A 12,142-nucleotide genomic window follows, 5' to 3' on the forward strand; every position below is an offset into this window, starting at 1 on the left:
CAGCTCCGGCAACGGCGAGGAGCGGCCTTCGGCGTACGCGCTGTAGAGCGCGGCCACTTCGCGCACCAGCACGTCCATTGACCAGCCGTCCGACACGATGTGGTGCATCACCAGCACCAGCACGTGTTCGGTGGCACTCAGCCGCGCCAGCTTCGCGCGGAAGAGCGGACCCCGGCTCAAGTCGAACGGACGGCTCGTCTCTTCTTTCGCGAACCGGCTGACTTCGGCCGTCTGCTCCTCGGCCGTCCCACCTGTCATCGAAATCACTTCCAGGGCCGACGCGACGCTGGAAGCGATGACCTGGACTGGCTGGCTCTCCCGAGTTTCGAAGGTCGTCCGCAGCGCCTCGTGCCGACGCACCAGCTCCGCGAACGTGTGCTCCAGTGCCGCCACATCCAGACGCCCCGACAGCTTCACCGCGGACGCCATGTTGTAGGAGGCGCTGCCCGGCTGCAGCTGGTCCAGGAACCACAACCGCTGCTGCGCGAACGACAGCGGCAAGTCGCTCGCGGTGCGCTCCACCGCCACGAGCTTCGGCACCACGGCTTCCTGCCCCGCCCGCTGCGCCGCCTCAATCCGCAGCGAGAGCTTCGAGACGGTGGACGCCTCGAAGAGGGCCCGCAGCGGCAACTCCACCCCGAAGGCGCTTCGCACCCGCGACATCGCCTGCGTCGCCAAGAGCGAGTGCCCGCCCAAATCGAAGAAGTTGTCCTCCGCCCCCACCCTCCCCACTCCCAGCACCTGAGCCCACACCTGCGCCAGCAACTCCTCCGTCGGCGTCCTCGGCGCCACGTGGCTCGCCGTCTCCTGCGCCCCGTCCGGCGTCGGCAGCGCCTTGCGGTCCACCTTCCCATTCGGCGTCAGCGGCAGCGCCTCCAGCACCACGAAGGCCGCCGGTACCATGTACTCCGGCAACCGCTCCCTCACGAAGTCTCGCAGCTGCGCGCTGTCCGTGCCCTCCGGCGCCACCACGTACGCGATGAGGCGTCGCGGCTCCTCTCGCAGCAACACCACCGCCGTGCGCACCGCCGGGTGCTTGCCCAGCACCGATTCGATTTCGCCCAACTCCACCCGGAAGCCACGCAGCTTCACCTGCGTGTCCGCCCGGCCCAGGAACTCCAGGTTCCCGTCCCCCAGGTACCGCGCCCTGTCTCCCGAGCGGTACAGCCGGGAGCCCGGTGCCCCGTACGGGTCCGGCACGAAGCGCTCCGCCGTCAACTCCGGGCGGTGGATGTACCCGCGCGTCACGCCCTCGCCGCCGATGTACAGCTCGCTCGCCACTCCCGACGCCACTGGCTTCAACGCCCCGTCCAGCACGTACATCCGCACGTTCGCGAAGGGACGCCCAATCGGCACCAGCCGGTTGTCTCCCGCTCCCAGCGCGTCACTCTCGAACCACGTGCTGTCGATGGTCGTTTCGCTGATGCCGTACGAGTTGATGAGGCGCGTGGAGGCTCCAATCACTCCTCGGATGCGCCGGTACTCATTCACGTACCAGGCGTCCGAGCCCGCGATGAGCACCTTCATCTTCTCCAGCCGCTGCCCCGTCTCCTCCAGGTGCTGCAGCAGCCCTCGCAGCACCGCCGGCACGAACTCCGCGCAGTCGACGCCTTCCGCCTCCATCAACCCGTGCAGCTTCCCAGGCTCCAGCAGCCACTCGCGCGGGCTCAGCACCAGCTTCCCGCCCGAGCACAGCGCCCGCGACAAGTCCCCTCCGAAGACGTCGAAGGAGAAGCTCGCCATCTGCAGGTGGCTTTGGACTCCCTCCTTCAGTCCGTAGCTTCGCTCCCACCCCAGGTACGCATTCGCCCAGCTGCGGTGCGACACCATCACGCCCTTCGGCGTCCCCGTGCTCCCCGACGTGAAGACGACGTACGCCAGGTTCTCCGGCTGCGCCGTCCGCGCGGGCGCTTCGGTGGGCAGGCCCGCCCGTGCGGGGGCCTCCGCGTCCAGCAGGTAGCGCCGCAGGCCCGGCGCCTCCACCGTCCCCTCCAGCGACTGCTGCGTCAGCAACAGTGACATGCGTGACTCGGACACCATCAGCGCCAGTCGGTCCGCCGGGTACGACGGGTCCAACGGCACGTACGCGCCTCCCGCCTTGAGGATGCCCAGCAGCGCCACCAGCAACCTCGGCGTGCGCTCCAGGCACACGCCCACCAGCACCTCCGGGCCCACGCCCTGGCTTCTCAGGTGGTGCGCCAACTGGTTCGCCTGCGCCTCAAGCTCGCCGTACGTCAGCGCGGCTTCTCCCGGTGCCACCACCGCCTGCGCTTCCGGCCTCAGGCGTGCCTGCTCCGCGAAGCGCTCGGCAATCCCCTGCTCCGCCGGCAGCGCCACGTCGGTGTCATTCCACTCCACCAGCACCCGACGCCGCTCCGCCTCCCCCAGCATCGGCAGGTCCAACACTCGCGCGTCCGGGTTCGCCGCGATGCCCTCCAGCAGCACGCTGAAGTGCGTCAGCATCCGCTGCGCCGTCGCCGCGTCGAACAGGTCGGTGCTGTATTCGAGCGCCGCCGTGAGGCCCTGGCCCGTCTCCGCCATGTCCAGGGACAGCTCGAACTTGGCGGTGCTGCCTTCGGTCTCCAGCGCTCGCAGGGACAGCCCGGAGCCGGTCGTCGGCGCGGAGGACGGCGCCCCGCTCACGACGGAGAACATCACCTGGAACAGTGGCGAGCGGCTCAGGTTGCGCTCGGGCTTGAGCTCCTCCACCAGCTTCTCGAACGGCACGTCCTGATGCGCGAACGCGCCCAGGGTCGTCTCACGCACCTGCTTGAGCAGGTCCCGGAACGTGGGGTTGCCTTCCAGGTTCGCTCGCAGCACCAGCGTGTTGACGAAGAAGCCAATGAGCCCTTCCAGCTCCGCGCGATTGCGGCCCGCGATGGGAGAGCCGACGATCACGTCCTGCTGCCCGCTGTAGCGCGACAGCAGCACCTGCCACGCGGCGAGCAGCACCATGAACGGCGTGGCGCCCTCCTTCTGTCCCAGCGCCTTCAGCGCGGCTTCCACCTCGCGCGGGTAGTGGGCGGTCACCACCGCGCCGTTGACCGAGGGCATCGCCGGAATCGGCCGATCCGTGGGCAACTCGATGGCCTGCGTGGCCCCTTGCAACTGCTTGCGCCAGTACGCCAGCTGCGCATCCAGCACCGGCCCCTGGAGCCATTCACGCTGCCAGGCCGCGTAGTCCACGTACTGGATCGCCAGCTCCGGCAGCGGCGACGGCTGCCCCTGGCTGAACGCCCCGTAGAGCGCCAGGAACTCCCGCAGGAAGATGCCGCGCGACCAACCGTCGGAGATGACGTGGTGCAACGTCAGGAGCAACACGTGCTCCGTCGCGGTGAGCTTGAGCAGCATCGCGCGCAGCAGCGGCCCCACGGACAGCGTGAAGGGCTGCTGCACGTCGCGGAACACGCGCAGTCGGGCCTCGGCCTCGCGCGCTTCCGCGGGCAGGGACTGGAGGTCCACCTGGAGCAACGCCAGGGGCTCGGGCGGCGCGATGACCTGCACCGCTCCGCCTTCCTCTGAGCGCAGCGTCGTGCGCAGGACCTCGTGACGGCGCACGAGCTCGTCCAGGCAGCGCTGGAGGGCCGGCACGTCCAGGGAACCGTCCAGGCGGACCGCGATCGGGATGTTGTACTGCGGGTTCTGCGGCTCGAATTGATCGAGGAACCACAGCCGCTGCTGGGCGAACGACAGGGGGAAGGACGCCGCGCTCCTGGGACGCGCCACCAGGGTCGCCGCCGGATTGGCCGCGCTCTTCTGGCGCAGCTTCCGCATCAGCAGGTCCTGCTTCTCGGGCGACAGGGAGGAGAAACGCTTCGACGAGTCACTCATTGGAGTTCTTCCTGCCGTTCGCCAGTTCCGCGTCCAGGAGGGCCTGAGCCTCGTCACCGGACATCTCTTCCATCTCCGCCATCAACAGCGCCAGCTCCTCGGGATCCACCTGCGAGGCCTGGGCCTGCATCACCAACACCGCGAGCGTCTCCACCGTCGGCGACTCGAACAGCTCGCGCAGTGGCAGCTCCACCTGGAACGTCTGGCGGATGCGGGAGACGGCCTGCGTCGCCAACAACGAGTGGCCACCCAGTTCGAAGAAGCCGTCGTGGATGCCCACGCGCTTCACGTTCAACAGCTCCGAGAAGATGTTCGCGAGCTGCTGCTCCAGCTCACTCCGCGGAGCGATGAACTCCCGAGCACGGGGTTCGGAATCCGCATCCGGCGCGGGCAGGGCCTTGCGGTCCACCTTGCCGTTCGCGTTGAGCGGCAACGCCTCCAGCACCACCAGCGCGGACGGCACCATGTACTCCGGCAGCCGCCCCTTCAGCTCGCTTCGCAGCGCCGTGACGTCCAGCGCGTGGCCCGCCTTCGCCACCACGTACCCCACCAGCCGCTTGTCCCCGGGCACGTCCTCCCGCGCCACCACCACCGCCTCGCGCACGCCCTCGCATCCGTTCAGCCCCGCCTCCACCTCGCCCAACTCCACCCGGTAGCCGCGCACCTTCAACTGGAAGTCCACGCGCCCCAGGAACTCCAACTTCCCGTCCTCCCGCTGCCGGACCTTGTCTCCTGTCCGGTACAGCCGCGCTCCCGCCTCCTCACCGAAGCCGTCCGGCACGTACCGCTCCGCCGTCAGCTCCGGGCGGCCCACGTAACCGCGCGTCACCACTGCCCCGCCTACGTACAGCTCTCCCGCCACCCCTCGCGGCACCGGACGCCCGCTCCCGTCCAGCACGTACATGCGGGCATTCCCAATCGGCCGTCCCAGCGCCAGCGTCGCCGCCCCTTCGTCCCACCTTCCTTCGACGGGATTCGTCAGCACGCCGACTGTCGTCTCCGTCGGGCCGTAGTGGTTGAACACCGCGCACTCCGGCGCCAGCCGCCGCACCGTCTCCACCAGCGCACGGTCCGACGCCTCGCCGCCCACCACCAGTCGCTTCAGCGGCAGCACCTGCTTCGCATTCGGCCCGCTCAGCAGCGCCCTCAGGTGCGAGGGCACCACCTTCAACCCCTCCACCCGGTGCGCCTGCATGTATGCGCCCAACGCCTCCGCGTCCGACGCCACGTCCTTGCCCACCAGGTGCAGCGTCCCGCCTCCGCACAACATCGGGAACACCGCCGTGTGCCCAAGGTCCGCCGCCAGCGTCGTCACCGACGCGAAGCTCATTCCTTCCGTCAGCCGCAGCCGGCCCCGAATCGTCTCCACGTAGTTGGCCAACTGCCGGTGCTCCACCACCACGCCCTTCGGACGCCCCGTACTGCCCGACGTGAAGATGGCGTACACCGGGTTCTCACCTCGCACGCCTGACTCCACGCGCGTCGTGTCCGCGGGCACGTCCTCCACGATCAGCGTCTGGCAGCCCAGGTTCGCCACCGCGTTCGCGTACGTCCGCTGCGTCACCACCACCCGCAGGCTTGCGTCCTCCGCGATCGCCTTCACTCGCGCCGTCGGGAACGACGTGTCCATCGGCACGTACCCGCCGCCCGCCTTGAGGATGCCCAGCAGGCCCACGACGGACTCCACCGTGCGCTCCACGTACAGGCCCACCAACGCCTCGGGACCGACGCCCAGCGCTCGCAGCCGCTTCGCCACCCCATTCGCGCGTGCGTCCAGCTCCGCGTACGTGAGCTGACGGCCGTCCGCCACCACCGCCACCGCCGACGGCACCCGCTTCGCCTGCGCCTCGAACTGCGTGTGGATGCACTCCGACGACACCACCTCCGCCGTCTGGTTCCACTCCCGCAACACCTGCTGCCGTTCACCCTGCCCCATCAAAGGCAGTGCACTCACGGACAAGCCCGGGTCTACCGCGATGCCCGCCAGTAGCACCCCGAGGTGCTCCACCATCCGCTCCACCGTCGAGCGTTCGAACAGGTCCGTGCTGTACGTCAACGCGCCCTGGAATCCCTCCGGCGCATCGCTCAGCGACAGGTTCAGCTCGAACTTGGCCAGCTGGTTCTCGAGCTCCAGCCGGCGCAACGTCAGGTCGCGCAGCGTCAACTGGATGTCGACCTCGGTGTTGAGCACGAGCATCGCCTGGAACAGCGGCGTGCGGCCCAGGTCGCGCTCCGGGCGCAGTGCATCCACCAACCGCTCGAAGGGCACCTGCTGGTGCGCGAACGCTCCCAGCGTCGTCTCCTTCACCCGCCCGAGCACCTGCCGGAAGCTGTCGGCCGGTGACACGCGCGTGCGCAGCACCAGCGTGTTGAGGAACAGGCCGATGAGCCCTTCCACCTCCGACTGGGTCCGACCCGCGACTGGCGTTCCCACGCTGATGTCGTCCTGCCCGCTGTAGCGCGACAACAACACCTGCCAGGCCGCCAGCAACACCATGAACGGCGTCGCGCCCTCGCGGCGCCCCAGCGCCCGCAGGGCATCGCTCAGCTCCTTCGACCAGCGCACGGACACGGAGCCGCCCAGCGTCGTGGGCTTCGAGGGACGCACCTTGTCCGTCGGCAGCTCCAGCGCGGCCGGTGCGCCTTCCAGCTCGCGCCGCCACCAGCCGACCTGCTCCTCCAGCGCCTCGCCCTGCAACCACGCCCGCTGCCACACGGCGTAGTCCGCGTACTGCAACGGCAGTTCGGGCAGGACGGCTTCACGCTGCTCGATGCGCGCCGCGTAGAGGGCGACCAACTCCCGCACCAGCACGCCCGCGGACCAGCCGTCGGACACGATGTGGTGCATCGACAGGAGCAACAGGTGCTCGGTGTCTCCGGTGCGCAACAACGTCACGCGCAGGAGCGGCCCGCGGGTCAGGTCGAAGGGCTTCTGGGCCACTTCCCGGGCCAGACGCCACGCTTCCTGCTCACGACCGTTCCGCAGGTCCACCACCGCCAACGGGAAGGCCGGTGCGGTGTCGATGCGCTGGAAGGGCTTTCCGTCCTCCGCGTGGAACGTCGTCCGCAAGCCTTCGTGCCGGTGGATGAGCGCGTTGAACGCGTACTCCAGCGCGGCCACGTCCAGGGGCCCCTCCAGCTTCAGGAGGCTGGGGATGTTGTAGAGCGCTCCCTGGGGCTCCAGCTGCTCCAGGAACCACAACCGCTGCTGCGCGAAGGACAGCGGCAGCGGGCCGTTGCGCAACGCGGGTTTCAGCGGGGGCACCCCGGGTGACGCCTTCGCACGCGCGGCCTCCACCCGCAGGGCGAGCGCCTCCACGGTGGGCGCCTCGAACAACGCACGCAGCGGCAGCTCCACTCCGAGCGCGGCGCGGATGCGCGAGATAGCCTGGGTCGCCAGCAGCGAGTGCCCTCCCAGCTCCAGGAAGTCGTCGTGGATGCCGACCTGGGCCACACCGAGCAGCTCGCGCCAGGTCGCGGCCAGCGTCTCCTCCACCGGCGTGCGGGGCGCGACGAAGGTCGGCCCCTGCTCCGCTCGCACCGCGTCCGGCGCGGGCAGGGCCTTGCGGTCCACCTTGCCGTTCGGGGTGAGCGGCATCGCGTCCAGGACGACGAACACGGACGGCACCATGTGCTCCGGCAGCTTCTCTTCGGTGTAGCGCCGCAAGGCGCCCACCTCCACCGCCTCGTCCTCCTGGGCCACGACGTAGGCCACGAGCCGCCGGTCCCCGGGCACGTCCTGCCGCGCGAGCACCACGGCCTCGCGCACCGAACCCGCGCCCGCCAGCACCGCTTCGATTTCGCCCAGCTCGATGCGGAAGCCGCGCACCTTGACCTGATGGTCCGTGCGGCCGACGAACTCCAGCGCTCCGTCCGCGCGGTAGCGAACGAGGTCTCCTGTCCGGTACAGGCGTGCTCCCGGCTCCGCGCTGAACGGATCCGGCACGAAGCGCTCCGCCGTCTGCTCCGGCCGGCCCAGGTAGCCCCGGCCCACGCCCGCGCCACCGATGTACAGCTCGCCCGCGATGCCCACGGGCACCGGAGCGCGCGTCGCGTCCAGCACGTAGGCGCGCACGTTCGGGTAGGGACGACCGATGGGCGGCGTCCCGGAGCCCGGCTCGCAGACCGCGCTCGTCACCGTGATGCTCGCCTCGGTGGGACCGTAGGAGTTCACGAAGCGGCGGCCCTGCGCCCAGCGATCCATCAACTCCGCCGAGCACGCCTCCGCGCCCGTCACCACCGTCTGGAGCGTGGGGAAGTCCTCGGGGGACAGCACCGCCAGCGTGGAGGGCAACAGCACGGAGGTCGTGATGCTCCGCTCGCGCATCAGCCGCGCGAGTTCGGGGCCGGGCTGGAGGGCCTCACGAGGCGCCAGCACCAGGGTCCCGCCGCCCGCGAGCGTGGAGAAGATCTCCAGCAGCGACACGTCGAAGCTCATCGACACGAACTGGAGCGTGCGCGTACCGGGGCGCACGTCGAAGTCCCGCACGGCTCGAACCAGCGTGTTGACGATGCCCCGGTGTTCGACGAGGGCGCCCTTCGGCTGACCGGTGCTGCCCGACGTGTAGATGACGTACGCCAGGTGACGGCCGCCCGTGGAGGCGGACAGGTTTCCGGAGTCCTGGCGAGCGAGGAGCGCGGCGTCGGAGTCCACGCAGAGCAACTGCTCGCCTCGCGACGGCAGCTCGTCCGCGATCGCCTCACGGGTGACGAGCACCGGCACCCGCGAGTCCTCCAGCAAGAACGCCAGCCGGTGGGAGGGATAGTCGGGATCCATGGGCACGTACGCCCCGCCCGCCTTGAGGATGCCCAGCAGCGCCATCAGCAGTTCGGGGGAGCGCTCCAGGCACACGCCCACGCGAACCTCCGGCCCCACGCCCAGGCTGCGCAGGTGACGGGCGAGCTGGTTGGCGCGCGTGTTCAGGTCGCGGTACGTCCAGCGCGTGTCGCCCAGCTCCACGGCGATGCCGTCCGGCGTACGCTCCGCCTGCGACTCGAAGAGGCCGTGCAACGACGCCTCCGCTTCCAGGGGCGCGGTGGTGGTGTTCCAGTCCTTCAGCACCTGGTGCCGCTCGTCCCCCGTGAGGAGGGAGAGCTCGGAGACGCGGGATTCGGGGGACGCGACCGCGATGCCCTCCAGCACCGTGCGCCAGTGGCCCATCAGTCGGGTGATGGCCTCCGCGTCGAAGCGCGACAACTGGAACGACAGGCGCAGGCCCAGCTTCTCCCCGGGCAGGACCGCGGGGGCCAGCGGCAGGGTCAGTCGCTCGCGGCCTTCGAAGTCGCGCACGTCGAGGCCCCGGGCGCGCTCCTTGATGGACGCGTCGATGGGGTAGTTCTCCACGACGACGAGGCTTTCGAAGAGCGGCTGGCCTCGGGGCAGCTCGCTCCAGCCCTGCACCTGGACCAGCGGGCAGTGCTCATGTGCGCTCAGGGCCACCTGCTGCGTCTGGATGCCGCGCAGCCAGGACACCAGCGTGTCCTCCGGCGCGAGCCGCACGCGCAGCGGCAGGGAGTTGATGAACAGGCCCATCATCCCCTCCACCCCCGGAAGCTCCGAGGGACGGCCGGAGACGGTGGTGCCGAAGACGACGTCCTGCTCACCGCTGTAGCGGCTCAAGAGCAGCGCCCACGCGCCCTGCACCACGGAGCCCAGCGTGAGCTGGTGGCGACGCGCGAAGGACTCCAGGGCAACGGTGGTCTCCACCGGGAGGGCGATCTCCTGCGAGCCGTGCCGGTGGACAGCCTCGCTGTCGTTGATGCCCGCGCCCCGGTCCAGGGGCAACGGCGTGGGAGCAGTGAAGCCCGCGAGCCGCTCGCGCCAGAAGGACTGGGAGCGGGCCGGCTCCTGCCGACCCAACCATTCGATGTAGTCCCGGAACGCGGTCCGCGCGGTCGCCAGCGGAGGCTGCTCGCGGGTGAACGCGTCGTAGAAGCCGAACAGGTCCTGCATCACCAGACCCAGGCTCCAACCGTCGAGCACGGTGTGGTGGAAGCTCCAGACGAGTCGGTGGACGTGCGCGTCCAGCCGCAACAGTGCCACCCGCATGAGCGGCCCCGCCACGAGGTCGAAGCCCCGGGCCCGGTCCTCCTCCAGGAAGGTCTCCAGTTGCTGTCGCTGCGCCTCTTCCGTCTGGCCGCGCCAGTCGAGTTCCTGCCACGGCAGGGAGGCTTGCCGCCGCACCACCTGCAACGGCGCCTCCAGCCCTTCCCAGAGGAACGTCGTGCGCAGCACCGCGTGCCGCGCCACCAGCTCTTCCCACGCACGCTTGAGCGCCCGCGCGTCCACTTGGGCATGGAAGGCCCAGGAGAGCTGCTCGAAGTACACGCCCGACTTCGGCGCCAGCAGCGCGTGGAAGAGCATGCCCTGCTGCATCGGCGACAGCGGGTAGATGTCCTCGAAGCCCTCCACCTTCGCCTGCACCTGCGCAAGCGTCCGCGCGTCCAGCTTCGCCAACGGGAAGTCCGACGGCGTGTACCTCGCCGCGTCCTCCGTCCGACGCCCCGCCACCAGCGTCCGCAGCGCTTCCGTGTACGCCCGCGCCAGCCCTTCCACCGTCGCACGCGTGTGCAGCGCCTCGCTGTACGTCCACGTCACTTCCAGCCGGCCTCCCACCACCAGCCCATTCACCTCCAGCACGTGCCCGCGCTGCCCGCCCTCTCCCATCGCAGGGCCCGACGACTCCTTCGCCAGACTGAAGCCTCCAGCCCCTGTCGCCAGCGCGTCGAACTGCCCCAGGTAGTTGAAGGCCACCTCCGCCTTCGGGGCCTCCTTCAGCTTCGCCACCACCGCAGCCGGGCCCTGGTAGCGCAGCAGGCCGTAGCCCACGCCCTTGCCCGGCACCTGCCGCAGCGTGTCCCTCACCGCTCGCAGCGCGTCTCCAGAAGTGCCTGCTTCCGGCACCTCCAGCACCACCGGGTACAGCGACGTGAACCACCCCACCGTCCGTGTCACGTCCACGTCCGCGAAGAGCTCCTCGCGGCCGTGCCCTTCCACGTCCACCCGCACCCGCCCCTGCCCCGTCCACCGCGTCAGCACGCTCGCAAGGGCCGACACCAGCACTTCGTTCACCGTCGCCCGGTAGGCACCAGGCACTTCCTGCAACAGCACCCGCGTCTCTTCCACCTCCAACCCCTCCACCACGCCACGCGCGGACGCCACGCTGTTCTCGCCCGCAGTGTCCACCGGCAGCGCGGGCACTTCACTCGGCTGCGCGAGCCACCACGCCGCTTCCTTCTCCAGCTCCGGCCCGCGCGCGTACGCCTCCAGCTTGCGCGCCCACGCCTGGAATGACGTCGTCTTCGCCGGCAGCTCCACCGCGCGGCCTTCACGCCGCTGCGCGTACACCGTGCCCAGGTCCTCCAGCAGCACGCGCCACGACACGCCGTCCACCGCCAGGTGGTGCACCACCAGCAACAACCGCGACGTCCGGCCCGCTCCGCGCTCCATCAGCAGCGCGCGCAGCAACAGGCCCTCATCGAGCCGGAGCCCTGACTGGAACTCCTTCGCGGCGGCCGACATCGCGTCCCGCTGCGCGTCTTCGTCCCCCGCGAGCGACGACAGGTCGAGCCGCTGCAACAAGGCCCCGTGTCCGATGCCCGCGTTGTGCTGCGTCCAACCGGAGTCGCCGCGCACGAAGCGCATCCGCAGCGCGTCGTGGTGAGCCACCAGCGCCCGCAGCGCTTCCTCCAGCCGCTCCGCCTCCACCCCTTCCTTCGCCTCCAGCAGCACCGCCTGGTTGAAGTGGTGCGCCTGCGGCAGCTCCTTCTCGAAGAACCACCGCTGGATCGGCGTCAGCGACACCTCTCCTTCCACCACCCCCTGCTCCCCCACCGTCCCGCGGACCGACTCCACCACCTTCGCCAGCTGCTCCACCGTCGGGTGCTGGAACAACTGCTTCGGCGTCACCTTCAGCCCCGCCTGCCCCGCCTTCGCCACCACCTGGATGCTCAGGATGGAGTCCCCGCCCAGCGCGAAGAAGTTCTCGCGCACCCCCACCCGCTCCACTCCCAGCACCCGCGCCCACACTCCCGCAAGCGTCGCTTCCGTCGGGGTGTTCGGTGCGTCGTAGACGTCGTTCGCGGACCCCGCCTGCTCCGGCGCGGGCAGGGCCTTGCGGTCCACCTTGCCGTTGGGGGTCAACGGCAGCGCGTCCAGCAGCACGAAGGCCGCGGGCACCATGTACTCGGGCAACCTCGCCTTCAGCTCCGCGCGCAGCCCCTCCGCCGTCACTCCCGCGCCAGACTGACCCACGACGTACGCCACCAATCGGCGGTGGCCCGGCGTGTCCTCGCGCACCACCACCGCGCT

The 12,142-nt window shown here is 70.2% G+C and carries 2 protein-coding genes (both cut by a window edge); both read right to left on the reverse strand.

The genetic code is table 11. From position 1 onward, the window contains the following. Positions 1-3,831 carry the 5' end (the start) of a non-ribosomal peptide synthetase gene (locus OV208_RS40260; protein ID WP_267579290.1) on the reverse strand. Its footprint begins 13,689 nt before the window's first position, so 3,831 of the gene's 17,520 nt are visible here — the first part of the coding sequence; the start codon lies at positions 3,829-3,831; its stop codon lies off the left edge, out of view. Then, positions 3,824-12,142, reverse strand: partial view of a non-ribosomal peptide synthase/polyketide synthase gene (locus OV208_RS40265; RefSeq protein ID WP_267579291.1) — the 3' end only. Its footprint extends 15,735 nt past the window's final position; the window shows 8,319 of its 24,054 coding nt (coding positions 15,736-24,054); its start codon lies off the right edge, out of view — the gene reads right to left on this strand; it ends in the stop codon at positions 3,824-3,826. Before OV208_RS40265 ends, OV208_RS40260 begins: the two co-directional genes overlap by 8 nt.

The sequence above is a fragment of the Corallococcus sp. bb12-1 genome (assembly GCF_026626765.1).
Taxonomy (GTDB): Bacteria; Myxococcota; Myxococcia; order Myxococcales; family Myxococcaceae; genus Corallococcus; species Corallococcus terminator.